This is a genomic window from Dechloromonas aromatica RCB (genome assembly GCF_000012425.1).
On the sequence record NC_007298.1, the window covers coordinates 3,500,383 to 3,524,730 of the forward strand.

Here is a 24,348-nt window from a genome sequence, read left to right on the forward strand (position 1 = left end):
TTTTTCATTGTATTATGAAATGAGAAATAAATTCACCATATCAACACCTATACCGTATTACGTAACAACATACAGTACTGTATTGTTTGATCGCGAACAAAAACCACCCCGAAACAGACCGCGACCAGGAGTACCGCACAGATCGCGGCTGATATAATTCGACCTCTCCAGGCCCCATCCAATGTCCGAAACCGAATCCATCCCCCCAGCCGCCCCCGCCAGCCATCACGGCAGCAAGATCCAGCTGACCCCCGCCGACTGGATCAAGGCTGCAACCGAAGTGCTGGTCGACAAAAGCATCGATGCCGTGCGCGTCGATGTACTGGCCAAGGGAATGAAGGTGACACGGGGAAGTTTTTACTGGCACTTTCAGGATCGCGATGACCTGCTCCGCCAACTGCTCAAGTCCTGGCGGGATGCGGCGACCGAGCAGATCATCAGCCGTTTTGAACGCAGCGGCGCCGACCCGGAAGCATTGATCAGCGAGCTCGCCGCCCTGCCTTTCCGGGGCCAGGCAGCCGTCAATTCCGCCTCGATCGAACTGGCCATTCGCGCCTGGGCACGCCGTGACGACATGGCCCGACAGGTCGTAGACGAAGTTGACGCCAAGCGGCTGTCCTACGTCTCACAGTGTTTTGTCGCTCTCGGCTTCAGTTTCCAGGAAGCCGGCATGCGCGCCTTCCTGCTCTACAGCTACATGATCAGCGAATCGCTGATGCGCGGCCAGGGCACCGAATCCCAGCGCCAGCAGCGGCGGGATTTCATCAAAAATCTCTTGCTGAAAAAATCAGACGCCTGACCCCAGGCGAGCTCGCGATTTTGCGAGCAACAAGGCGCATCAGATCACCGAAAGACAACCAGAGACAGGCTCGGCTCCGACACTCGCCAGCGAGCGAAGCCCAATACCTAGCGGCTCACTTCAGCAGCGTGATGGCCGGCAGAAAGACTTCCGTCACCAGCACCTGCTGCCCGCCGAGCCGGTGCAGTGAGCGGCGCGCCCACAGGGACTTGCGCCCTGCCCCCAAGGCCGCGGCACGCCGATACAGCGGGTGACACCGATCAAGCCGGAGAAACTCGATACCCCCTCGCTTGAACCCTGGATAGGCAAAAAGCAGGGAACCCAGCGAACGACTGCCCAGACCGGCCATCCAGCGGGTCATCCGGCCTCTCCGGGCCGTCGACAAAGTCGTGTGAGCAAAGATCACCGGCACGCCATCGCATTCGAGCACCACCTCGCGCACCCAGGCCGAATGCCGGCCGGCCTTGCCCTCAACCGCTTCATCGGCCAGTGCCTGACCCTTGCCGTAGCGCAACAGGCGCACGCGAAAAGCCGAACTCGCCCGCTGACAACGAGCCGTCAGTGAATCCGGCTCAGTCAGCCAGGAGCGGAGAATGGGGTCGCAATAAGCGCCGGCGAAGCGAGTCCGCCATTTGCTGCGTTTCATTACTGCGGCCGCGGCGCCTTTTCAATACCGTTCAGCTTCATGCCCGGCTTGATGCCGCGCTGGGCAAACCAGCCGAGATTCATTTCGAGCGCAAAGCGGGCCGGCCGGCGGGCGCAGTGGTTGTCTTCGGTCTGCGGCTGCATGTCTTCGATATTGATGATCTTGCCTTCCTCATCCATGAAGGCCACCGACAGCGGCAACAGCGTGTTGCGCATCCACATGCAATGCGTGTTGTTCTGCGTGAAGACGAAGAGCATGCCGTGCTGGGTCGGCATCGCCTTGCGGTTCATCAGGCCAAGCTGACGATTCGGATCGGTGGCGGCCACTTCGGCCTCAATGCGATAAAAGCCGGCCGTCAACTCCATGGTCGGCATGGCATTCTGCGCCCAGACAGCAGCGCTGATGGCCAAGCCGATCAACGCGCCAACGAGTGTCTTATTCATTGAATCTTCCTTGCAAATCCTGGTAACTGCCATCGATTTTTCGCCATTGCCCCAACGCCAGACCATCCAGCGTCGCCGCCCCGATGGCCGCCCGTATCAAACGTAGCGTAGGATAACCGATGGCCGCCGTCATCCGCCGCACCTGGCGGTTCTTGCCTTCGCTGATACGGATTTCCAGCCACGAAGTCGGAATTGCCGCACGGAAGCGGATCGGCGGATCACGCTGCCACAAGCCGGCCGGTTCATCAATTAGCCGCACCTTGGCAGGCTTGGCGGTGAAATCGGACAGCTCGATGCCGGCACGCAGCCTGTCCAGGGCCGCCTCATCCGGTACACCCTCAACCTGCGCCCAGTAGGTCTTTTCCAGCTTGTGCCTGGGGTCGGCAATCTTCGCCTGCAACTTGCCGTCATCAGTCAGAATCAGCAGGCCTTCGCTGTCGGCATCAAGCCGGCCGGCCACGTAAACATCCTTGACCGTGATGAACTCGTTCAGCGCCCGCCACTTGCCCTCCGGCGTAAACTGGCTGAGAACACCGTAAGGCTTGTTGAAAAAAACAAGAGAGGACACGAACGAAAAATTTCTTAGGCTAAGCGAGAACCCAATTTTCGCCGATTTTGGCGCCTGCCCCTAGCACCTGCGCTTGCTTCGCTGGGCGCAACCCGCACAAGACAGAAAACCCGCCTTCCGCTTCCTCTTGCCTGGCCCTCGCCGCTATTTGGCAATCACCCAGCCCGCCCCGGAAAGATCACCCCGCGCCTGATCAAAGAAGGCCTCGGCATCGTTCGACTCCGGCATCATTTCGTAGCCCGTACCGCGATAGTGGTAAGTCTGCTGCCCAACCGGATAAGCCTTGCCAGCAATGAACATGAAGTCGCCGGAACTCAGCTTATGCACCAACGGTCGCCAAAAACCACACTTCGGGGAATCCGGCGCGATCATCTGAGCGTATTTCAACTGCCCTGGCTCCGCGTTGTCTGCACACAGCCCATACGATGTCGCCAACCTGTAGCGCCCGGCATAGGCAAATCCCCCAGCCTTGATAGCGGTAGCCGAAACCTTGACCAAAGAAGCCGGGAAATACGCAAAGTAAATACTGCTATCCCCGAACATCCCGCTCTCGAAAGCAGCCGCCACCGCCTGGTACTCCCCAGGCTCCGCATTCAACAAATAAATCCGCCCATCCTTCGCAAAATTGGAAGTGATCAAGCGCTCCTCACACAACGCTTCGCTCGGACAGCGCTTTACGAAATAGACGGTATCCGCCCGATAAGTCGCCAAACCGGAAACAGCAACCTCAACGTACATTCCCAAGGCGGAACTTTGCGCATTAACAGGAGGAGGAACCGTTGGGACGACAGCGCAAGCCGACAGCACAAGCACCGCCAACAAAACCGCGCATCGCTTCATTCTGCCCCCCTTTTTTTGCTGCCGCTGAATTCAGCATAGCAACTGCAGCGCCGCTTACAAACTAGATAGCGCCTCCTGAAGCGACAGGATATAGACAACAAAAAACCCGCACTCAGGCGGGTTCTCTGGACTTCGACGTAAAGCATTTGGTGCTTGGGCGAGACTCGAACTCGCACAGCTTGCGCCACTACCCCCTCAAGATAGCGTGTCTACCAATTTCACCACCAAGGCTGCGGCATCCGGAGATACTTGCGTGCTTAGTACGTCGATGAAGGGGCGAGATTCTAGCGAAAAATCGCAACGCCGTTAAGCTCTTTGATCAATGGAAGAAGGCGTAACCGATCAGGATGGCGCCAACCAGCCCGACGGCATCGGCGATCAGGCCGCAGGCCAGGGCGTAGCGGGTCTTGGTGATATTGACACTGCCAAAATAGACAGCCAGCACGTAAAACGTCGTTTCCGTCGAGCCCTGGATGATCGCCGCCAGCTTGCCCTGAAAGGAATCGACACCGTAGGTCGTCATCACATCAACCATCAGGCCGCGCGCCCCGCTTCCGCTCAGCGTCTTCATCAGGCCGACCGGCAGTGCCGGAACGAAATCGTCGTTCAGCCCGAGCGCCAGCACGGCTCCGCGGATGGTGCCGATCAGGTAGTCCATGCCGCCGGTCGTCCGAAAGACCGAGATGGCGACCAGCATGGCAATCAGGTAGGGAATGATCTGCACGGCAACGCCGAAGCCTTCCTTGGCCCCCTCGATGAAGCTCTCGTAGACGTCGATGCCACGCCAGGCGGCGACGGCAACGAAGAGCGCGATGATAGCGACGATGATGCCGCTGCCGAGCAGCCCGATCATCTGCGCCATCTGCTCTGCCGGCATGCCGCCCAGCCACCAGTACAGGCCACCCATCAACGCGGCGAATCCGGCAAAAAAGGCGAGCACCGGCTTGCAGAACAGGTTGATACGCTGCCAGATGGCAACGGCTACCAGCCCGGCGCAGAACGAGACGAAGGTGCCGAGCAGCGTCGGCAGAAAGATATCGGCCGCGTTGAAGCCGACCAGCCCCTGCTTGAGCGCAATGCTCTGCCGAATGGCGATCACCGACGTCGGGATCAGCGTGATGCCGGCCGTGTTGAGCACCAGGAACATGATCATCGGGTTGCTGGCCGTGTCGGGCTGCGGGTTGATCTCCTGCAGTTCGCGCATCGCCTTCAGGCCGAGCGGCGTCGCCGCATTGTCGAGGCCGAGAATGTTGGCGCTGAAATTCATCACGATGCTGCCGCCAGCCGGATGACCGGTCGGAATATCAGGAAAGATGCGGCGGAAGAACGGCCCCACCAGGCGCCCGAACAACTGGATCAGCCCGCCCCGCTCGCCGATCTTCATCACCCCGAGCCAGAGGCTCATCACGCCGACCAGGCCGAGCGAAATATCGAAACCCGTCCTGGCCGTATCGAATAATCCGGTCAACACCCGCGTGAAGATGTCGAGATCACCTTGCAGCAACTGCGCCACCGCCGCGACAAAGCCGACGAGGATGAAGGCGACCCAGATTCGATTGAGCACAGGCAGGAAGGGAAGAGATTGAAAGACAGGCAGTCTAGCCGGCCGGCTGTCGGCTGTCACCGCTAGACGGCCGCAATGCGCGATGCCGGCCAGTCCATAGAATCGCCCCCTCGGTCGGCCGGCGTATCAGAGGCCTATCCGGAACCGGGTCGTGGCAACCCGCTGTTACGCCTTAAACCAAAAAGTCCGGCAATCCCCAAGCCTCGCGCAATTCCTCATATTCGCCCCGCGGCAACTGCACCAGCGCCGGCGCCGCCGCGCCATCCAGCCAGCCGGCAAGCTCGCTCATATTGGCCAGCGACATCGCCGTGCAACCGGCCGTCGGCACACCCGCACTTGCCCAAACATGCAGAAAAATGCACGACCCGGCACCCGGCAACGGCGGCTCGGCGTTGTGGGCGACGACAGCCCCGATCGCATAACGCTGGTCACTACGTAGCATTTCCTCGCACGAAGCCCAATCGGGCTGGGTAATGGATGACTGATCGACGATCCGGTTGTAATGGCGCGACGCCGGGTCATCGATGGCCTTGAGATTGATAGAGGCCTGCAGGTAAGGCAACCGGGCGGCACGACCCAGAGCACTATCCGGCGCGGCCTCACCGAACAGCGCAGTAATCGCGAAAACCCCGGCTGGCGCCCGGCCATCCCCTTCCTGCTTCCCCGGCACCGTTCCGCCGCTTTCCGGATGCAGCCCCCGCCCCCAAGCCAGCCCGGAGCGTCCCAGACTCACCGGCACCGCAGACCCAAGCGGTTGCCATGCCTCGTCGGCTCCAACACGGACAAAACGCCGCAACCACCCGCCACTACTCGCCCAATCTTCAGCGATGACAAGAATTAGTTGTCGGGTGGCCGACATCAATAATTGGAAAGCTTGTTCGGAAGACATGATGAAAACGATAGAAACCGATCGGGCCTCGATTCTGGCTGATTTTCCAGTTGGATGCAGGAAGTCAGGCGCCAGTTGAGAACGATGCCTGTACCGCGCTTCGACAAATAGGCAGCAATTCGGCCAGTCGATTCGCCGGTGAAACACCACTGCCTCCCTCACAGCACAGTGATAAAAATTGTGCGAATTGCCCGGAAATAAAGTGGACTTTCCGATGCAAAAGAGTAATCTGGAATTGAGTTCAGGCAAGTTGCAAGTTGGTCCTGAATGGCAGTTTTGTTGGATGACTGGAGGTTCTATGGTTGATAGTCCACCGCAGTATCTAGTGATGACTGAGTAGCACCCAAACGGCTCATAGCCGTGCGCCGCGGTCATGAGTGCCACGGCTCTGGATTTACGAAGCCCACGCTTGAAACGCTTGGGCTTCTTGCTTTTTAGCGACCGAACATGTCGATTGACACCCGGACATTCCGCTAATTTGCCCACCACCACCTTCTATCCATTCGTTACATCACATCCACATGCCAGAAATTACTCTTGTCGAAGTCGAGAGCGCAGTGAATCCCTCTGTCGCAGTGATCTGGCTGCACGGCCTTGGCGCGGACGGGAGTGACTTTGAAGCGATGGTTCCTGAGCTTGGCCTTGCCGACTCACCCGCGGTCCGGTTCATTTTTCCCAATGCGCCTTATCGCCCGGTCACCTGCAATGGCGGATATGTCATGCGAGCCTGGTACGACATCATTTCGCTGGAGCCGAATAGCCGAAAGATTGATGAGGCGGGCCTTCTGGAGTCGAGGGAAATCGTTCGACGACTGATTGAGCGCGAGCAGGAACGGGGGATTCCAAGCCATCGGATATTCCTGGCGGGCTTCTCGCAAGGCGGTGCGGTAGCCTACCTCAGTGCGCTGACACACCCGGAACCGTTAGCTGGCGTCATCGCGCTGTCCACCTATATTCCCGAAGCCAGACTAATCACTGAAAACCTATCCGGGTCCAATCAACAAATACCTTTGTTTGTGGCGCACGGAACCAGCGATGATGTCGTTTCGATCGGACTCGGCCAGCAAGCCATCGAAATCCTGCATCGGTGTGGATTGAGCCCCGAATGGCGGACCTACGACATGCCTCACTCGGTCTGCAGCGAAGAGATTGCTGATCTCGGTACCTGGCTCAGCACCAGGATAATGGCTTTGGGCCACGTGTTCTGAGCCGTTTAGTTACTCGTTGCTACAGAACCACTGCGCCTTTGCTGGTATCTAATGGATATCAATGGAAGGAGATTAGCCATGAAACGTTCAGTGATTATCCTTGTTCTCAATCTCTGCCTGCTTGGCGCCGCACAGGCAGAAGACGGAGTAATTGACAAGACAAAATCGGCTGTCGAGCGGGGAACCCAAGCCACCATTCACGGGATTAAACGTGGTGCCGAAGCCGCCGGTCACGGGATCAAGCGCGGCGCAGAAGCGACAGGGCACGGCATTGAAGTCGGCCTGTCAGCGGCAGGTCGAGGCATTCGGCGCGGAGCAGAAGCCACTCATCACGCCATGCACAAGGCCGCAGAAAAGATCAGCCCCTCCTCTGACGGCTGAGCCGAATCAACGCATGCTTCCGGCAGCGCTGACGTTACCCTCGATGTGGACTGGCCATAATCTCGCCTTGCCCCGGCTTCGCTGCTTCAATGGCCAACACTACCCGATCGAAGCGAAGACGAATTGATGCCTGCCCGAATTACTCGCCAGGTGGCTTGTGGCTGCGCAGGGCAATCCAAAGAATGAGTACCACGATCAACGCAGCAATGGTGCTCATCAGCTCAATGGTCACGATGGAATATATTGATTTGCCATGAACCGAAGGATAGCGCTTGTGAAAAGTCACGGTAGCTAGGGATAACCCGCGACCACGGTCTGCAGACTGCCGCCCCCGCCCACCACCATCTCTCCGGAATACCCGTCAGCATCGAAATGCTGACGCGTTTCGTCAGTGGCTAGTCCCTTCCGACTTGGTGATCTTGTTCCACACGTTGTATTTGCCGACCGGCTTCTTCATCGGCAGGCGCTTCACTTCCTTGAGCGTCTCGGCGTCGTAGATGATCAGCGCACCATCCATCTCCCACAGGCTGGCCAGCACGTATTTGCCGTCACGAGTAAATTCGACGTGGGCAAAAGTCTTGCCCGGTTCCGGCTTCAGTTCGGCGACGATTTCAAGCTTTTCCTTGTCGATGATCTGCATGGTGTCCTTGAACTCCTTGCTCATCATCGAATCGGTCCACGCATAGCGGCTGTTTTCGTGACTGCGCATGAAGAAACCTGGGCCGCGCGTCTTGATCTGCTTGATCGTCTGCCAGGTTTTCATGTCGATGATGCTGATCAGGCCTTCGTTCAGATTGGGCGTCGCCATGACAGTCTTGCCCTGCCACTGCCAGCTGATGCCGGAACCGAGGTGCGGCATGCCGGGTAGCTGGAGGTCGGCAATTTTCTTGCGGGCATCGAGGTTAACCACCTGGCCGCTGACAACACTCTTCGAATCGTTGCGTGAAGCGCCCATCAGTTCGTCGTAGCCCTGAGTGAAGAAGAAATCGTCGAGGTAGTCGTCGAGCTGCGTGCGCTGCGGGTTGAGGAAGCCGGGAATAAAAGCGCCCTCCTGGTACTTGTAGTCGTGGATCATGCCGGCCGGGATCGCATCCGCCTTCGGGTTATACGAGATCTCCCAGACCTCCTTGACGTCCTTCAGCGCAGCGACGAAGCTCTGACGCGGCGAGGCATCGTAGACGGCCGAAACGCGCGAGCTCACCTTGCCGTCCTTGTCAGCCACCGGCAGGATTTTGGCCATATTCAATTCGGCATCAAGAATGACCAGGCTGTGCGGCAGGTAATTGGCCACCGCCACCCACTTGCCATCACCGGAAACCGCCGCATTGCGTGTATTGATACCGGCGCGGACTTCGGCCACCACTTTCAAATTCCACATATCGAACTTGGTGATCCAGCCATCGCGCGAGGCGAAGAAGACGTAGCGCCCATCCGGCGTGAATTTCGGCCCGCCATGCAAGGCGAAGCGCGACTGGAAACGGTAGATCGGCTCCAACTTGTCGCCATCGAGAATGGACACGTGGTGATCGCCCGATTCCACAACGACGAACAGGTTCAACGGGTCGGCCTTGAACTGCGGTTTGTCCGGCAGGCTGCCCGGGGCGAAATTGACGATGCGCGAAGCTTTGATTTCCTTCTCGCCCCAAACCGGCATCGGCGTAATCGGCGTGTAGGCGTACTCAACCAGCGCCTTAATTTCCTCGTTATTCAGTTGCTGGCCAAAACCAAGCATCTGCGTGGCAGGCCTGCCTTCGCGGATGACCTTCTCGGCCTCCGGCTTGCGCAGCCGGGCCAGGTTATCCGGCAACAGCGCCGGGCCGATGCCACCCAATCGATCTACCCCATGGCAGGCGGCGCAATGCTGCTTGAAATTGGCGACAACATCGGCAGCTTCGGCCAGTTGCGCCATACCGAACAGGAAATAGGCGGCAAAGCCGGCCGGGATCAGGATTTTCCCGATGCTGCGTAAATTCATGCTGCAATCTCGTCGTCGGAAAGGTAGCAACCGGGATCTTCCGCCCAGGCATCGCCAGTCATTTGCTGGGCACGAACGCGGGTATTACCGTTGCAAATTTGCAGGTAGGCACAGGTACCACAGCGCCCCTTGACGGCCCGCGGGTGCTGCTTCAACCCGGCCATCAGTTCATCCGAGGTATCCGGCCAGATCTCCGAAAATGGCCGATCCTTGACGTTGCCCAGATTGTGGTGCCACCACATGGTGTCCGGATGCACATTACCGAGGTTGTCGATGTTGGCGACATTGACGCCCGACGAGTTGCCGCCCCACTGGCGCAGTTTGGCTTCGACATGCGCCGCCTTGTCCGGGAAACGCCGGCGCACCCAGTGCAGGAAATAGACACCGTCGGCATCGTTGTTACCGGTCGTGAATTCCTTGTTCAACCCGCGCTGGTTGTAACCCCAGCAGGTATCGAACAACAGGTCCATCGCCCAGCGGGTCAGCTTGTGCTGGGCGTCGTCCTTGCGGTTCTTGTTGCCGCGCCCGGCGTAATTGAGGTGTGAGAAATAGAAGCGGTCGATGCCTTCGTCCTCGACCAGCTTGAGCAGACCGGACAGATCGTGGGCGTTGTCCTGGGTCATCGTGAAGCGGACGCCTATTTTCAGCCCCAGATCACGACACAGGCGGATGCCTTTCAGCGAGGCCTCGAAAGCGCCATCCATACGCCGGAACTTGTCGTGCGTTTCGCGAATGCCATCCAGCGAAACGCCGACGTAGTTGAAATCGCACTCGGCGATCTTGCCGATGTTGCTTTCGTCAATCAGCGTGCCGTTTGACGACAGGCCAACGTAAAACCCCTTGGCCTTGGCACGCTTGGCGATGTCGTAGATATCTGGTCGCAGCAGCGGCTCACCGCCGGAGAGGATCAGCACCGGCACCTTGAAGCCCTTGAGGTCATCCATCACCGTGAAAACCTGCTCGGTGCTCAACTCGCCAGGGAAATTCGTATCGGCGGAAATCGAATAGCAATGCTTGCAGGTCAGATTGCAGCGCCGGATCAGGTTCCAGATCACCACCGGACCGGGCGGGTTGCGTTTTGGCCCAAGCGGCGTTGGCTCGGCGATTTCCTGCATGTATTGTGAAATGCGAAACATAATTTTCCTGACGTTGGGTCCTGCGACATTCAATGGCAGCACGCCGCGCGATGCCTTGACTTGCGTCAATCACGGCCAGATTGGGCGGCTAGGTACGTGGCGTCGCCCTTGCGGTATACTCCCACGATGAGCGCGAAACCACTGAATTCAGCCAGCACCGAGCTGGCGCTCCCCGGCCATTGGACTGCCGCAATCGAGCCCAGGCTGACCTCCGGCGAAACAACGCAGGCATGGCTGGAAATCGACCTCGATAATCGCCTGAAATTTTCCAGCGGCCTGGTCCTGGTGACCAATCGCCGCCTGCTTGCCCTGCCGGCGGGCGAGACTGACTGGCAGGAATGGCCACTGCGTGGCGGCCTGACGCTGAACCATCACGACCATGCCGGGGTCGGCGCTCTCGAACTGATCGACGAACAGGGCCAACTGGCCACCTGGCGTTACACGCTGGCCAAGAACCTGGCTGCCTTGCGCGTCATCAGCGAATTTGACCTGAACCGCGACAGCATCGTGTCCGGCCAACCTGTGCAGCGGACCACCGAAGACTGCTGCCCAAAATGCAAGGCACCGTTGCCGCCGGGTGAAGATGAGTGCCCGATCTGCAACCGTGAAGCCACCGTCGCCCCGTCCACCTGGACACTTTTCCGCCTCTGGCGCTTCGCCCGCCCCTATCGCTGGCAACTGCTCACCGGCTTCCTGCTGACGCTGGCCTCGACCGCGGCCCAACTGGTCCCGCCCTACCTGACCATGCCGCTGATGGACAACGTGCTGATCCCGTTCCAGAACGGCAAGCCGATCGACTGGCCACTGGTCTCGATGTATCTCGGTGGTCTGTTCGGCGCCGCCATGCTGGCCTGGGTGCTCGGCTGGATTCGCACCTACATCCTGTCGCTGGTTTCCGAACGGATGGGCCGCGACCTGCGCACCACCACCTATGAACACCTGATGGGACTCTCCCTGGAGTATTTCGGCGGCAAGCGCACCGGCGACCTGATGGCGCGGATCGGCAACGAAACCGACCGCATCAACATCTTCCTATCGCTCGACCTGCTCAATTTCGCCACCGACGTGCTGATGATCACGATGACCGCCGTCATCCTGTTCAGCATCAACCCCTGGTTGGCCCTGGTCACCTTGCTGCCGCTGCCGATCATCGGCTGGATGATTCACTTCGTCCGTGAAAAACTGCGTACCGGCTTCGAGAAGATCGACCGCGTCTGGGCTGAAGTGACCAACGTGCTGGCCGACACCATTCCCGGCATTCGCGTCGTCAAGGCCTTTGCCCAGGAAAAGCGCGAAAGCGAACGTTTCCGCGCCGCCAACGAACACAACCTGCAGATGAACGACAAGCTGAACAAGACCTGGTCCTTGTTCACGCCGACCGTCACTCTGCTCACCGAAGTCGGCCTGCTGGTCGTCTGGGTCTTTGGCATTTGGCAGATTTCCAAAGGTAACAGTTCAGTCGGCGTGCTGACTGCCTTCCTCGCCTACATCGGCCGCTTCTACACCCGTCTCGACTCGATGAGCCGCATCGTTTCGGCCACCCAGCGTGCGGCCTCCAGCACCAAGCGCATTTTCGACATTCTCGACCATGTCTCCAGCGTTCCTGAACCGACCAGCCCGGTTCACCTGACCGGTGTCACCGGCCAGATCGAACTGAAGAAGGCTGGCTTCCGCTATGGCACCCGTGCCGTCACGCGCGACGTCGACCTGATCATCCAGCCCGGCGAAATGATCGGCCTGGTTGGCCATAGCGGCTCCGGAAAATCGACGCTGGTCAATCTGATCTGTCGCTTCTATGACGTTTCCGAAGGCCAGGTACTGATCGACGGCGTCGATGTTCGCTCGGTACCGGTCGCCGAATTCCGCAGTCACATCGGCCTCGTCTTGCAGGAGCCCTTCCTGTTCTTCGGCACGATTGCCGACAACATTGCCTACGGCAAGCCGAACGCGACGCGCCAGGAAATCATTGCCGCCGCCCGCGCCGCCCACGCCCACGAGTTCATCCTGCGCCTGCAGCATGGCTATGACTCGCTGGTTGGCGAGCGAGGCCAGGGCCTGTCCGGCGGCGAGCGTCAGCGCATCTCGATTGCCCGCGCCCTACTGATTGACCCACGTATCCTGATTCTCGACGAGGCCACTTCGGCGGTCGACACCGAGACCGAGAAGGAAATTCAGAAGGCACTCGACAATCTGGTCAAGGGCCGCACCACCATTGCCATTGCCCACCGTCTGAGCACGCTGCGCAAGGCCGACCGGCTGGTCGTCATGGATCGCGGCAAGATTGTCGAGGTGGGCAACCACGACGAACTGATGGCCAAGGAAGGCCATTACTTCAAGCTCTATATGGCCCAGGCCCGCAACGTCGACACCGAACCGATGTTGCCGCGTACGACCAGCCTGCCCAAGACTCACGCGGAATAAGCCATGTCGAACCCCAATTTCCAACTGCAACGTGACAGCTACGGCCGACTCGTTTTGACCGACCAAAACGGCAACCTTCATGAAGGCGTCACCCCGGTGCGCGCTTTTCCCATTGCCGCCCCCGACGAAGGCTTGTCGCTGGTCAATTACGAAGGCCATGAAGTCGCCTGGATCGAGAATCTCGCCGACCTGCCGCCGGCCATAGCCCAATTGATCGAGGCCGACCTGGCCAGCCGTGAGTTTGTGCCGGAAATCGAGCGCATTGAGGCAGTCTCCAGTTTCGCCTGCCCAAGCACCTGGCAACTCATCACCAATCGCGGCAAGGCCGAACTGATCCTCAAGGGCGAGGAAGACATCCGTCGCCTGAGCCAGACGCGTCTGCTGATCGCTGACGCCAACGGTATCCAGTTTCTGGTCCGCGACCTGAGCCTGCTTGATCGCAACAGCCGCAAGCTGCTCGATCGTTTCCTGTAATTCGTTGTGTAACCGCCTGTGCAGAAGTGTGACAATTTTGCACAGCGGTCAGCCGCAAACGACGCGAAAGCGTTAATAATGCTGAAACAAGACATTCATCACTGCCGGCCACTGGAGCCATAGCCAAGAGCATGAAGAACAAGGACATTATTTTCCGGGACACGATTTCGCTTCGCGGCCCGAGCATCTGGACCTACCCGCCTTCGATCGAAACCTGGATCGACATCGGCGAACTTGAAGACTTCCCTTCTGACAAGATTCCCGGCCTTTACGAACGCCTGTCTACCTGGCTCCCCGGGCTGATTGAGCATCGCTGCAACTACGACATACGCGGCGGCTTCCTGCAGCGCCTGAAGGAAGGAACCTGGGCCGGTCACATCCTCGAACACGTCGTCCTTGAACTGATGACGCTGGCCGGACTGCCGGACGGCTTCGGCCGCACCCGCGAGACCACTACCCGCGGTGTGTACAAACTAGTCGTCAGTAATTTCCACGAAGAATGTACCCGTCTGGCGCTCGAAACCGGGCGCGAACTGCTGCTGGCTGCGATCAAGAACGAACCCTTCGACCTTGAAGAAGCGATCAAGCCGCTGCGTCGCCGGGTAGACCGCAAGTACCTCGGCCCGTCGACCGCCGCCATCGTGCAAGCCGGCGAAAAACGTGGCATCCCGCATATTCGTCTGCTCGACGACGGCAACCTGGTCCAGCTCGGCTACGGTGCCGCGATGCGCCGCATCTGGACGGCCGAAACCGACCAGACCAGCGCCATCGCCGAAACCATTTCCCGCGACAAGGACCTGACCAAGGAATTGATCTCCTCGGTCGGCGTGCCGGTGCCGGAAGGTCGTGAAGTCGATAGCGCCGACGACGCCTGGGAAGCAGCCGAGGACATCGGCGTACCAGTCGTCGTCAAACCCACCGACGGCAACCACGGCCGTGGTGTTTTCATCGATCTGACGACCAAGGAAGAGGTCGCCAAGGCCTATGCCATCGCGACCGAGGAAGGCTCCGGTGTGCTCGTCGAGCGCTCGATCCAGGGCATCGAACACCGCCTGCTGATCGTCGGCGGCAAGCTGGTCGCGGCCAACCGTAGCGACCTGATCACGGTGACTGGCGACGGTAAGTCGACCGTGCTCGAACTGATCGCCAGCCAGGTCAATACCGACCCGCGCCGTGGCACCACCGAACTCCACCCGTTGTCGATCATCAAGATCGACACGGCAGCCCGCATGGAACTCGAACGCCAGAAGCTGGAAGCTGACAGCGTGCCGGCCAAGGGCCGCGAAGTACTGATCCAGCGCAACGCCAACCACGCTTTCGACTGCACCGACGAAGTCCATCCCGATACTGCGGCTGTTGCCTCGCTGGCCGCCCGTGTCGTCGGCCTCGACATCGCCGGCATCGACCTGGTCTGCAAGGACATCTCGAAGCCGCTGGCCGAACAAGGCGGTGCCATTGTTGAAGTCAACGCTGGCCCCAGCCTGCTGATGCATATCAAGCCAGGCATCGGCAAGCCGCGTCCGGTTGGCCAGGCCATCGTCGATAACCTGTTTGCGGCCGACGAAAGTGGCCGTATTCCGCTGGTCGGCGTCACCGGCACCCATGGCCGCAACACCGTGGCCAAACTGGTTGCTCACCTGATCTATCTTTCCGGCCAACATGGCGGACTGGCCTGCACGGACGGCATGTTCCTGGCCCGTCGCCAGGTTCAGAAAACCAGCGCCGCCAACTGGGAAGGCGGACGTCGCCTGCTGCTCAATCGCGCCGCGCAAGCGGCCGTGATCGAGAACGGCCCCGACGTCATTCTCGGCGAAGGCCTGCCCTACGACCGCTGCTCGGTTGGCATCGTCACCAACATCTCGTCTGAAGTCGAAGACCTGTCGCGCTGGGATGTCCAGCCGACCGGCGGCGAGTACTATACGACGCCACGTTCGATCTACCGGACGCAGGTCGATGTCGTGCTACCGAACGGCCATGCCGTGCTCAACGCCGAGGACGAACTGGTCGCGGATTTCGCCGAACTGTGCGATGGCGAAGTGATCTTCTTTGCCTGCGACCCGGCCAATCCGACGCTGGTCGCCCATCTGGCGGCCGGCAAGCGCGGCGTCACGGTGATCGACAACCGCATCGTGCTGCGCTCCGGCGCCGATGAAACCCGCCTTTGCCGCTTGGTTGATGCACCGTATATCGGCAAGGCCAAGCAACCGACCAGTATCGCCAACGTACTGGCTGCCATTGCCGCAGGCTGGGCCATGGGCCTCAGCCAGGAAGTGCTGACCGTCGGTATCAAGACTTTCAGCCTAGAAATCGCCGACCCGGCAGCCCTGCTCCCGCAGAGCGCCCGCAAGTCGCAACCCGCCAAGAAGCCGGCGATCACCCGGAAATAACAAGGATTTAGCGTCATGGACGTTTCCCGCATTCGTGCCTTGCGCGGCCCCAACCTGTGGAGCCGCCACACCGCGATTCAGGCCATCGTCACCTGCGAAGGTGCCGAACTAGCCATTGCCGATCTGCCCGGCTTCGAAGCCCGCCTGCGCGAGCGCTTCCCGGAACTCGGCGACCTGATTCCGTCGGATCACCTTGACACCGTTTCCATGGCTCACGCCCTGGAATTCTGTGCCCTCGGCCTGCAGGCCCAGTCCGGCTGCCCGGTCACCTTCAGCCGGACGACCCAGACGGTCGATGCCGGCGTCTATCAGGTGGTTGTTGAGTATTCCGAAGAAGACGTTGGCCTCCTGGCCTTCGAGCGCGCCGAGCAGCTTTGCCAGGCCGCCCTCGACGACACCCCGTTCGATCTCGATGGCGTGCTCAAGGAAATACGCGACCTCGACGAAGACATCCGCCTTGGTCCCTCAACCGGCGCCATCGTCTCTGCGGCCATTGCCCGTGGTATCCCTATCCGCCGCCTGACCCAGGGCAGCCTGGTCCAGTTCGGCTGGGGCAGCAAGCAGAAGCGCATCCAGGCCGCCGAAACCAGCTTCACCAGTGCCATCGGCGAAGCCATCGCCCAGGACAAGGAACTGACCAAGAAGCTGCTGCACGCCTCCGGCGTTGCCGTGCCTTACGGCCGCCCGGTCGAAGATGAGGACGACGCCTGGGTCGCTGCCCAGGAAGTCGGTCTGCCGGTCGTCGTCAAGCCGCAGGACGGCAATCAGGGCAAGGGCATTTCGGTCAATCTGACCACCGAGGAACAAGTCCGTCGTGCCTACCGCGTCGCCATCGAATACCGCGACGACATCATGGTCGAGAAATTCCTCTCCGGCCACGACTGGCGCCTGCTGGTCATCGGCGACAAGCTGATCGCCGCCGCCCGCCGTGATCCGCCGCTGGTCATTGGTGACGGCACGCACACGGTCCGCGAACTGGTCAATATCGTCAATAGCGACCCGCGTCGCTCGGACGGCCACGCCACCTCGCTGACCAAGATCCGTTTCGACGAGATCGCCCTCGCCCGCCTCGAAGAGCAGGGTTACAGCGCTGACTCCGTACCCGGTCGCGGCGTTCGTGTCGTGCTGCGCAACAATGCCAATCTGTCCACCGGCGGTACGGCCACCGACGTCACCGATGACGTCCATCCGGAACTGGCCGCCGCTGCCGTTGCTGCCGCACAAACGGTTGGCTTGGACATCTGCGGCATCGACGTCGTCTGCGACACCATGCACAAACCGCTCGAGGAGCAAGGCGGCGGCATCGTCGAATGCAACGCCGCCCCCGGCCTGCGCATGCACCTCGACCCGTCCTTCGGCAAGGGCCGCCCGGTCGGCGAAGCCATCGTCGGCATGATGTTCCCGGATGGCGACAATGCACGCATTCCGGTCGTTGCCATCGCCGGCACCAACGGCAAGACGACGACCAGCCGCCTGATCGGCCGCATTTTCGAATCGAACGGCCTGCGCGTCGGCATGACCAGCACCGATGGCATCTACATCGAAGGCAAGCGTATCGATACCGGCGATTGCTCCGGCCCGCGTAGCGCCCGCAACGTCCTGATGCACCCGGACGTCGATGCCGCAGTTTTCGAAACAGCCCGCGGCGGTGTGCTGCGCGAAGGTCTCGGCTTCGACCTGTGCGATGTCGCCGTCGTCACCAACATCGGCCTCGGTGACCACCTCGGCCTCAATTACGTCACCACGGTCGATGAACTGGCCGTCGTCAAGCGCGTCATCGTCGAGAATGTTTCGCCGCACGGCACTGCAGTGCTCAATGCAACCGACCCAATCGTCGCCTCGATGGCCATCCACTGTCCGGGTGATGTCATCTTCTTCGCCCGCGACCGTAATCATCACGTTCTGGCCACGCACCGCGCGCAGGGCAAGCGGGTCGTCTACGTTGAACGCGATGCGATCATTTTTGGCGAAGGTGGCCGCAAGAAGCACCGCGTACCACTGGCCAACGTGCCGCTGACCCGCAACGGCAGCATCGGCTTCCAGGTCGAGAACGCCATGGCAGCGGCAGCCACCGGCTGGGCCCTGGGTTATGACTGGCCGGTCATCGAGCGTGCGCTGGCTAATTTCGTCAGCGATGCAACGACCGCGCCGGGCCGTTTCAACGTGTTCGATTTCAAGGGGGCAACGCTGATTGCCGACTACGGCCATAACCCGGACGCCATCCAGGCGCTGGTCAAGGCGGTCGAAAACATGCCGGCCGTCCGTCGTTCAGTCGTCATCAGCGGCGCCGGTGACCGTCGTGACGAAGACATCCGTCAGCAAACCGAAATTCTCGGCGAAGCCTTCGACGATGTGATCCTTTATCAGGATGCCTGCCAGCGCGGCCGGGCCGATGGCGAAGTGATCGGCCTGTTGCGTGACGGCCTGGCCAACGCCAGCCGCACCAAGCAGATCGACGCCATCACCGGCGAATTCGTGGCCATCGATACTGCGCTGAACCGCCTGCAACCCGGTGACCTCTGCCTGATCCTGATCGATCAGGTCGAAGAAGCTCTGGCGCACATTGAAAAGCGGATAGCAGCCGGCTAAAGCAAGCGGCCCACCAAGCAAGACAAAAGCCCGGCCAACGCCGGGCTTTTTTTGGCCAGCCAGCATGAATTTGGAATAGTTCCGGTGGCCTTCCCAGAATTACATCGTACAGCTGGGAACTTCGCTAGCGGATTGCCTGACTACCCTATATAGGAACACCCGCTATAGGGCGACTAGAAATTGCCGCTACGTCACACGGTGTTCGGTAACGACTACAGTTGAAAGCGCATCCATGCTGACCCCCGCCTCAACATTCCGCCGAGGCCCGCTTCCGGCGCCCACCGACAAAGCAACTGCCGAGCGCATTCTCGACATCCGGCGATGGACCGACAAGCTGATCTCCGTGCGCACGACACGCAACGTGTCATTCCGCTTCCAGCCCGGCCAATTCGCGCGGATTGGCATCGCCAGTGACAGCGGCGGCACGATCTGGCGCCCTTACTCGATGGTTTCGGCCAATTACGATGAGCATCTGGAGTTCTTCTCGATCATCGTGCCCAATGGCGCCTTCAGTACAAAACTGGCACTAGCCTCGGTCGGGGATACCCTTTATGTGGAAAAACAGCCCTACGGTTACCTGACAACAAGCCGCTTTGTCGGCGGGCAGGATCTCTGGATGCTGGCCACCGGCACCGGAATTGCGCCATTCCTGTCCATCCTGCGCGACCCTGAGGTCTGGGCACAGTACGACAATCTGCTGCTCGCCTATAGCGTTCGCCACATTTCCGAACTCGCCTATCGAAACGAGATTGCTTCCATCGCACAGGAGGAGCCTTTCGCCGAGCATGGCCACAAGTTGCGCTTTGCCCCGATTGTCACGCGGGAAGCTGTTCCCGGCATGCTGAATCGTCGACTGACCGACCTGTTGCACGACGGAGAACTGGAGAAAAGCATCGGCCTGCCCATCGATGCCGAGCGAGCTCGCATGCTGATCTGTGGCAACCCCCAAATGCTTGACGACGTGCGCCAGGTACTGACCGCACGCGGCTTTCGCCCCGACCTTGGGCGCGCCCCCGGCCACTTTGCCTGCGAGAATTATTGGTAAAGCAAGGGATCTGCCCAACTGAAAGGAAGCGCTCGCTGTGCCTGCAATGAGATCACAAGCCATATTTCGCATCGAATTGTGCAGCGGGGAGATTCGTCGCTGGCGATACCTCGGGGCGGACGCTCGCTCCCAGGTCTGGTGGCGAGACATGGAAAGCGGGCAGGAATTCAACGAGTCCAGCCTGATGTATGCCTGGCGAATCCTTGATGAGGAAAGCGAGCCGCCGATGGCATTTCTGGATAGCCGCCCATGATGAGACAGACGCGTATCAAGCAGCTGGCCCATTCTCCCTCTGCCGACCCCGGAAAGATATGCCAGAAACGTTCCGTCAGCGACTGATGCGCAAACCCGATTTTTTCAGGATTCGGGTCGAGTAGAGAATATCGTTCGTCCGACAGGCATCGCCCAGCAGGCTGTGTATTTCAGCCGCCTTGGCCGAGCACTCCTGGCGTGAGGCACCATGCACCATGGCAAACAGGTTATAGGGCCAGGCTGGCAGGGCGCGCGGACGGCGATAGCAGTGGGTGACAAAATCCAGGGCGCCGATGCGGGCGCCCAGTTCGTCCACCTGATCGTCGGCAACATCCCATACCGTCATGCCGTTAGCTGTCCAGCCAATGGCGTAGTGGTTGGGCACGGCACCGATGCGACGAATGATGCCCGAGGCCAGCATGGCCCGCAGGCGCTGCATGACCTCTTCGGGACTCAAGCCCAATTGTTCGGCAATTGCGTGATAGGGGCGCGAGACAAGGGGCAGACCGCCCTGCGTCGCAACGATCAGGGCACGGTCGATGTCGTCAATCACCGCCTTGCCTCCAGCTTCATTTCGACAAAGAACTCGCGTTCCTTGGGAAAGGCATAGACCGGCAAGCCGGTGTCGCGCTCGATGCGGGCGATCGCCTCGGCAATACCTTCCTTCGTCTCGGTGGCCAGCACGAACCACATATTCAGTTCATGCTCGCGGCGGTAATTGTGGGCAACCTCGGGCAATGCATTGACCAGCGCCGTCACCTCGTCGTAGCGCGCCTCCGGTGCAGCCAGCGCGGCCAGCACGAAAGCACCACCCATTTCCTCGATCTGGAACATCGGCCCGAAACGCGTCAGCACCTTGTCGGCCAGCAAAGCTTGCAGGCGCGCCAGCAATTCGGCTTCCTCGATGCCGAGTTGTGCCGCCGCTTCGGCATAGGGACGTTCGCAGATCGGGAAGTCGCCCTGCAATTGGGCGAGGATTTTCCGGTCGAGATCGGAGAGTTCAGGCATAGCGGGCACCGTTCTGCTTGAAGCGCGTCAGAGAGAACAGGACTTCGTGGGCACAGGCCTCAAGCCCATGGCGTTGGCGGAGCTCGGCAATGGTGGCTTCGACCTCGCCGCGTTCACGACCATGGATCATGCAGAACAGGTTGTACGGCCAGTCAGGCAAGCGACGCGGCCGACGGTAGCACAGCGTCACCCCCGGTTCTTCGGCCAGCGCACGGCCAATGGCGCTGACCTGATCATCCGGGATGTCATGAACCAGCATGGCGTTGGCGCGGAAGCCAAGTTCGTGATGGCGGACGACCACGCCGAAACGTTTGATCGCCCCCTCCTCCAGCCAGCGCCGAATGCGGCCGATGACTTCCGGTTCCGAGGCGCCGATGCGCTCGGCAATCAGTGCAAAGGGCCGAATGAACAGGGGCAACCCTTCCTGCAACACGGAAACCAGGCGACGCTCAGCTTCATCCATCAGCGCAACGGGCTTCACCGGCAGGGCAGTGGCCACCGATTTCTGCTTGCCGCCGTTCAGGCAAAAGCCGAGATCAATGTGAAACTCTTCCAGCAAAGGCAAGGCCAGCAGCGGGTAGCCGGCAGCCAGTTCGATGGCGCCGAGGCTGGCCTGCAGACGCCCTTCACTGGCCGCAGTAACGACGAACCAGAGGTTGTAGCGATGCTCGCGCTCGTAGTTGTGATTAACCTCGGGAAAGCGATTGACTGCCGCCGCGACCGCTTCGAGCTTCTCCGGTGGCACGGCCATCGCCGCCAGCGTCGAGGCACCGATACGCTTGGGCGCAAAGACGGCGCCAACCCGGGAAATCTTGCCTTCGCGCCTCAGGTTTTCGAGGCGGCCGAGAATAACCTTCTCGCCGACCCCCAGGCGCGAGGCCAGCTCGGCAAACGGGGCGGATACCAGCGGAAAATCACGCTGGAAGTCGTTGAGCAACTGGAAGTCGAGCGCGTCGTCCATCAGAAGCCAATACGCACAGCGCGAGAGGTGAAGAAGATGCCAGACGGGCTTTCTGCCGGGATTTCACCCAGCTTGGCAAAGGTTTCGGTATTGTAGATGAGCACCTTGTTATCGTCGCGCGCCGACAGCCAGACATTTTCGCCGCGCGGCGCGAACTCCATGTGCAGGATGCCCTTGCCCGGCTCGAAAGCGTGCACGACCTTGCCGGCCAGGGTGTCGATCACATCGACCTTGCCGTTATCCGGGAAGGCGAAGTTGACCCAGATCTGGCGACCATCCGGCCGCGCCATGACGAAGACTGGCTGACCACGTACCGGAATGCGGCCGACCTCCTTCCAGGTCGCGACATCGACGACCAGCACTTCATGCCGACCGATCGCCGGCAGGTAAGCCTTGCCCTGAGCCACCGACCAGCCGCGCAGGTGCGGCATCTTGAAGACCGGCAGTTTTTCCTGGCCGCGGCCGTAGTTTTCGAGAATCTTGCGGCTGCCCTTTTCCGTCTGCCAGAGGTCGAGCAACGCAATGCCGTCTTCGCCGAACAGACCGGCCATGTAGTGGCGGCCATCCGGCGTCACCAGTCCATCGTAAGGTTGAGTGCCGGCCGTGAAACGCTGCGTTGTCGGTTGTTTCGGATTGCTGAAATCGCTGACCCAGATTTCGCCGCCTTCGAACAAGGCATAGGCAAACTTGTTACCAGCCGTATCGGCCAAACCGACCACCTTGGAGAACTGGCCCGGGGCAAACTCAGCTGGCACCTCGGACAGCAGTTCGAGCGTTTCGGCATCGAAGGCCTTGATGCCACCCGGCGTGTAATTCTGGGCAACGACAATGCGGCCATCCTGCGAGATCGAGCCGCCGATGGCGTTGCCGGACTGGATGATGCGCTTGACCATCTTCGCTTCGAGCAGATCGATCTTGGTCAGCCCACCGTCGCGGCCGAAGATGAAGGCATAGCGGCCATCGCGAGAATAGACGGCAGAGGCATGCGAGAGGTCGCCAAGGCCGCCGATCCGGGCGTAGGGCTGGCGCGACGTGGTATTGACCAACGTGACGTGGCCGCTGGCCCGTTCGATGATCAGGCCGAGATCGCCCGTGCCGCGCAGTTGCGGGCCGGCGCAGGCGTTGAGCAGGAGGGCGAAGGCAAGACTCAGCAGCAGGCGCATGGTGTTCTCATTGAGGGAATTCAGTCATCAGTTTATCGACTATCCATGCCGCTTCGGCTTCGGACATGAACTGTTTCCACGGCGGCATCGGCGTACCCGGACGACCGTAGTAGATGGTCGCCGCCAGTCCTTCGGCCGGCTTGTCGCGCAAGGTCTCCGGCAACAGCGCCGGACCGAGCCCACCTTTCAGCGTCATGCCATGGCAGGAGCCGCAATCCTGGCGAACGAGATGGACCAGTTCCTTCTGGCGGGCGTAATCCGGCTCGCTGGCAAAGGCCGACTCCGCACCCACCAGGCTCGCGGAGGACACCAGAAAAAGGATGAAAAACGATTTACTCACCGACAACGACGGCACCTTTCATTTCCGGATGCGGCCCGCAATGATACTCGTAGCGTCCGGGCTTCTCGAAGCGACGTTGCCAGCTTTCATCAGGGAACATCCGCTCGGACTCCAAGCCGCCCTCTGACGGAAAAACAACCGAATGGCTGGTCCGTTTTTCGTGATTGGTCCAGCGGACACTATCGCCCACCTTGATACTCACTTCTGGCGGCGCGAATTGATAACCTTCGATACTTATCTCAGCAACATTCTGAGCCAAGGCAGAAATGGAAAAGAGCGCCAGCAGCAGCGGCGCTCTTTTCAGAGACATCCATCCGGGGTACAACAAGATTCCGGATGGCATGCGGTTTTACTGCTTGGCAGCCTTCACGTCGCCATCAGCGCCCAGGCCCAGCGTGTGGCCAAAGGAGACATGATGGAAACGGCCGCCGGCATTGTCGGCGTGAATGGCGATGCCGAACGGAACAGCCTTGCCCGGCGCCAGATTGACGCCACCAGCCAGCTTGCGGGTAAAGGTCACGGTGTAGGTATCGCCAGCCTTGGTGGCCTCGGCGGCAACGCCGGCCTTGCCGTTTTCCATGTTGCGCTTGTCGCTGACGGTACCGTCAACCGCCTTGCCACCGCCACTGCTCTTCCACTGCATCAGGTCCATCGAACCAGCGGAAACATACTTGGTCTTGGTGTCAGCAGCGCCCGGCATCGTCCGCGCATCCTTGTGACAAGCAGCCCAACAACCGGCCTGATCAGCCAGCGGCACCTTGTCGCTCGGGAACATGACGCTGGCCTTCAGCTCATTGTCCTTGTCGGAATGGTCGAAACCACCGCCCGGCGCCTTGAACGTCAGGCGGACGTAGAGGTTGGTCGCATCATAGGCTGCCTGCACGGTCACCGGGTAGGTCATCGTCTTCGGCGCGCCTTTCGGCTCCATTTCCTTGCTGGCCAGGCGCTTCAGATCAAGGCTCAGCTTGCCATCTTCAACGTGGCAACCGGCACAGGCTTCACCCTTTTTCAGGCCGCTGGCGCCGCTATGTTCGCCCTTGCCTTGCAGCCACTCGATCGGCGCTGCACCCGGATGGAAAACGTGGATCGTGCTCTTGGCTGCCTTGTTCCAGTCCGGTGCAGCCATCGCAGCTTGCGAACCGAGCGCCATGAAAGCGCCAAAAACGGCCAGGGAAACGAGATTCTTTTGCATCGTGCTTATCTCCGCCAAAATAATTTGCTCATTACGCAGCCGACAACGCCTGCGCTGATTATTGCTG

At 60.2% G+C, this 24,348-nt stretch carries 24 protein-coding genes and 1 tRNA gene; 9 read left to right on the plus strand and 16 right to left on the minus strand.

Annotated features, from left to right (window positions below; genetic code table 11):
- The first annotated feature begins 181 nt into the window (after nt 1–181).
- Nucleotides 182–799, plus strand: coding sequence for a TetR/AcrR family transcriptional regulator (locus DARO_RS16620; RefSeq protein ID WP_011288977.1), 618 nt, complete (start codon nt 182–184; stop codon nt 797–799).
- 115 nt (nt 800–914) lie between these two features.
- Here the strand turns inward: DARO_RS16620 and DARO_RS16625 are convergent, their stop codons facing one another.
- From DARO_RS16625 to DARO_RS16655, 7 genes are all read right to left on the minus strand, one after another.
- Nucleotides 915–1,445: a chorismate--pyruvate lyase family protein gene (locus DARO_RS16625; RefSeq protein WP_011288978.1), complete on the minus strand. Its 531-nt coding sequence runs from the start codon at nt 1,443–1,445 to the stop codon at nt 915–917.
- Nucleotides 1,445–1,888 carry a DUF192 domain-containing protein gene (locus DARO_RS16630; RefSeq protein ID WP_011288979.1) on the minus strand — a complete coding sequence of 148 codons (444 nt, stop codon included), beginning with the start codon at nt 1,886–1,888 and terminating at the stop codon, nt 1,445–1,447. The genes DARO_RS16625 and DARO_RS16630 overlap by 1 nt, the downstream gene beginning before the upstream one ends.
- A complete protein-coding gene (locus tag DARO_RS16635; RefSeq protein ID WP_011288980.1) occupies nt 1,881–2,456 on the minus strand; it encodes a pseudouridine synthase in 576 nt (191 codons plus the stop codon). Before DARO_RS16635 ends, DARO_RS16630 begins: the two co-directional genes overlap by 8 nt.
- A 144-nt stretch (nt 2,457–2,600) precedes the next feature.
- On the minus strand, nt 2,601–3,296 hold the full coding sequence (locus tag DARO_RS16640; protein ID WP_011288981.1) for a hypothetical protein: 696 nt from the start codon (nt 3,294–3,296) through the stop codon (nt 2,601–2,603).
- Between the two features lie 147 nt (nt 3,297–3,443).
- Nucleotides 3,444–3,527: transfer RNA gene (locus tag DARO_RS16645), tRNA-Leu, on the minus strand.
- A gap of 88 nt (nt 3,528–3,615) precedes the next feature.
- Nucleotides 3,616–4,860: a spore maturation protein gene (locus DARO_RS16650; RefSeq protein WP_011288982.1), complete on the minus strand. Its 1,245-nt coding sequence runs from the start codon at nt 4,858–4,860 to the stop codon at nt 3,616–3,618.
- A gap of 172 nt (nt 4,861–5,032) precedes the next feature.
- On the minus strand, nt 5,033–5,749 hold the full coding sequence (locus DARO_RS16655) for a L,D-transpeptidase family protein (RefSeq protein WP_157037239.1): 717 nt from the start codon (nt 5,747–5,749) through the stop codon (nt 5,033–5,035).
- A 521-nt stretch (nt 5,750–6,270) separates the two neighbouring features.
- Here DARO_RS16655 and DARO_RS16660 point away from each other — a divergent pair.
- Together DARO_RS16660 and DARO_RS16665 are read left to right on the plus strand one after the other, a co-directional pair.
- Nucleotides 6,271–6,957, plus strand: coding sequence for a carboxylesterase (locus DARO_RS16660; RefSeq protein WP_011288984.1), 687 nt, complete (start codon nt 6,271–6,273; stop codon nt 6,955–6,957).
- Nucleotides 6,958–7,035: 78 nt separating this feature from the next.
- Entirely contained in the window at nt 7,036–7,338 is a 303-nt protein-coding gene (locus DARO_RS16665) for a hypothetical protein (RefSeq protein ID WP_049758755.1), read from the plus strand.
- 388 nt (nt 7,339–7,726) lie between these two features.
- Here the strand turns inward: DARO_RS16665 and DARO_RS16670 are convergent, their stop codons facing one another.
- The gene (locus DARO_RS16670; RefSeq protein ID WP_011288986.1) at nt 7,727–9,313 is read right to left on the minus strand and encodes a cytochrome D1 domain-containing protein; all 1,587 of its coding nucleotides are present in this window, start codon (nt 9,311–9,313) and stop codon (nt 7,727–7,729) included.
- Nucleotides 9,310–10,449 (minus strand): heme d1 biosynthesis radical SAM protein NirJ, encoded by a 1,140-nt coding sequence (gene nirJ, locus DARO_RS16675; RefSeq protein ID WP_011288987.1) that lies wholly within the window; start codon nt 10,447–10,449, stop codon nt 9,310–9,312. Before nirJ ends, DARO_RS16670 begins: the two co-directional genes overlap by 4 nt.
- Before the next feature lie 126 nt (nt 10,450–10,575).
- Between nirJ and DARO_RS16680 the strand changes: the two genes are divergently transcribed.
- The 6 genes from DARO_RS16680 to DARO_RS22550 all read left to right on the plus strand — a co-directional run bounded on the left by DARO_RS16680 (nt 10,576) and on the right by DARO_RS22550 (nt 19,618).
- Entirely contained in the window at nt 10,576–12,870 is a 2,295-nt protein-coding gene (locus DARO_RS16680) for a cyanophycin metabolism-associated ABC transporter (protein WP_011288988.1), read from the plus strand.
- 3 nt (nt 12,871–12,873) lie between these two features.
- Entirely contained in the window at nt 12,874–13,344 is a 471-nt protein-coding gene (locus DARO_RS16685) for a cyanophycin metabolism-associated DUF1854 family protein (RefSeq protein WP_011288989.1), read from the plus strand.
- A 131-nt stretch (nt 13,345–13,475) separates the two neighbouring features.
- Entirely contained in the window at nt 13,476–15,731 is a 2,256-nt protein-coding gene (locus tag DARO_RS16690; protein ID WP_011288990.1) for a cyanophycin synthetase, read from the plus strand.
- Nucleotides 15,732–15,746: 15 nt separating this feature from the next.
- Nucleotides 15,747–18,320 carry a cyanophycin synthetase gene (cphA, locus tag DARO_RS16695; RefSeq protein ID WP_011288991.1) on the plus strand — a complete coding sequence of 858 codons (2,574 nt, stop codon included), beginning with the start codon at nt 15,747–15,749 and terminating at the stop codon, nt 18,318–18,320.
- A gap of 232 nt (nt 18,321–18,552) precedes the next feature.
- Nucleotides 18,553–19,365 carry a ferredoxin--NADP reductase gene (locus tag DARO_RS16700; RefSeq protein WP_011288992.1) on the plus strand — a complete coding sequence of 271 codons (813 nt, stop codon included), beginning with the start codon at nt 18,553–18,555 and terminating at the stop codon, nt 19,363–19,365.
- A 46-nt stretch (nt 19,366–19,411) separates the two neighbouring features.
- The gene (locus tag DARO_RS22550; protein WP_083761547.1) at nt 19,412–19,618 is read left to right on the plus strand and encodes a hypothetical protein; all 207 of its coding nucleotides are present in this window, start codon (nt 19,412–19,414) and stop codon (nt 19,616–19,618) included.
- 75 nt (nt 19,619–19,693) lie between these two features.
- On the opposite strand, the gene ahbB (DARO_RS16705) is transcribed toward DARO_RS22550, so the two are convergent.
- From ahbB (DARO_RS16705) to DARO_RS16735, 7 genes are read right to left on the minus strand one after another with little or no spacing between them, the layout of a single operon-like run.
- Nucleotides 19,694–20,170: a siroheme decarboxylase subunit beta gene (gene ahbB, locus DARO_RS16705; protein WP_011288993.1), complete on the minus strand. Its 477-nt coding sequence runs from the start codon at nt 20,168–20,170 to the stop codon at nt 19,694–19,696.
- Complete coding sequence (locus DARO_RS16710) at nt 20,167–20,625, minus strand: AsnC family transcriptional regulator (RefSeq protein WP_011288994.1); 459 nt, start codon at nt 20,623–20,625, stop codon at nt 20,167–20,169. The genes ahbB (DARO_RS16705) and DARO_RS16710 overlap by 4 nt, the downstream gene beginning before the upstream one ends.
- Nucleotides 20,618–21,586 (minus strand): siroheme decarboxylase subunit beta, encoded by a 969-nt coding sequence (gene ahbB, locus DARO_RS16715; RefSeq protein ID WP_011288995.1) that lies wholly within the window; start codon nt 21,584–21,586, stop codon nt 20,618–20,620. The genes DARO_RS16710 and ahbB (DARO_RS16715) overlap by 8 nt, the downstream gene beginning before the upstream one ends.
- The gene (locus DARO_RS16720; protein ID WP_011288996.1) at nt 21,586–22,749 is read right to left on the minus strand and encodes a cytochrome D1 domain-containing protein; all 1,164 of its coding nucleotides are present in this window, start codon (nt 22,747–22,749) and stop codon (nt 21,586–21,588) included. Before DARO_RS16720 ends, ahbB (DARO_RS16715) begins: the two co-directional genes overlap by 1 nt.
- Before the next feature lie 7 nt (nt 22,750–22,756).
- Entirely contained in the window at nt 22,757–23,059 is a 303-nt protein-coding gene (locus DARO_RS16725) for a c-type cytochrome (RefSeq protein ID WP_497462990.1), read from the minus strand.
- Nucleotides 23,060–23,081: 22 nt separating this feature from the next.
- A complete protein-coding gene (locus DARO_RS16730) occupies nt 23,082–23,432 on the minus strand; it encodes a plastocyanin/azurin family copper-binding protein (protein ID WP_011288998.1) in 351 nt (116 codons plus the stop codon).
- 6 nt (nt 23,433–23,438) lie between these two features.
- Nucleotides 23,439–24,281, minus strand: coding sequence for an ethylbenzene dehydrogenase-related protein (locus DARO_RS16735; RefSeq protein WP_011288999.1), 843 nt, complete (start codon nt 24,279–24,281; stop codon nt 23,439–23,441).
- Nucleotides 24,282–24,348: the final 67 nt, after the last annotated feature.